At 37.6% G+C, this 274-nt stretch carries 1 protein-coding gene; it reads right to left on the reverse strand.

Annotated features, from left to right (window positions below; translation table 11 throughout):
• A partial coding sequence (locus tag AC23L6_RS13415; protein ID WP_487562985.1) for an IS110 family transposase occupies window positions 1-274 on the reverse strand: 274 nt, incomplete at both ends.

Consider the following 274-nt stretch of genomic DNA (forward strand, 5'->3'; position numbering starts at 1 on the left):
TTTTCCAATTGGCTCATATTTTCTTTCAATATTCCCAAGGAAACATCATTTAATTCATCGATAACTATTTCTTGCATTCCTTTGAAAAGATTCTTACTCGCTGTGAGTTGTTTGACTAATTGTTCGCGTAAACTCATCATCCGTTGTAATTCAATTAGCTTCTTTGCTGGAGGAACTGATGGTATCAATTCTTCTCGTCTTAGCCAGGCGTAGTTGGCTATTTCCCATGCATCTGCCTTATCACTTTTACCTCGCTTTAATCCCATTGAACGCT

The organism is Flavobacterium sp. R1_16 (genome assembly GCF_057652095.1).